We start from the raw sequence: 247 nt of genomic DNA on the forward strand, positions 1-247 counted from the left end.
CTCGATGAGCAGCATCTCGATTTTTCTCAGCTAAGTATTGATACTGATGAGATCAATCATGTGGAGCTGGATGGACACGGCAATAATACCCTCGCCCTGTCGCTGGGTGACGTTCATTCATTGGGAGGCGACGTCCTGTTCCTCAACGACGGTATGTCGCAGATGATGATCACCGGTAATGCTGGCGACGTGGTGGACCTTTCTGACCTGCTGCCGGATGGCTCGGACGGGGGTGACTGGTACACCG

General features: G+C 54.3%; 1 pseudogene. It reads left to right on the top strand.

The annotated features are described in order from the left end of the window. Positions 1-247, top strand: a pseudogene (locus KVT28_RS26000) (hypothetical protein); the annotation flags it as partial.

Origin of the sequence: Pantoea sp. GbtcB22 (genome assembly GCF_019091025.1) — a bacterium.
Classification (GTDB): domain Bacteria; phylum Pseudomonadota; class Gammaproteobacteria; order Enterobacterales; family Enterobacteriaceae; genus Pantoea; species Pantoea leporis.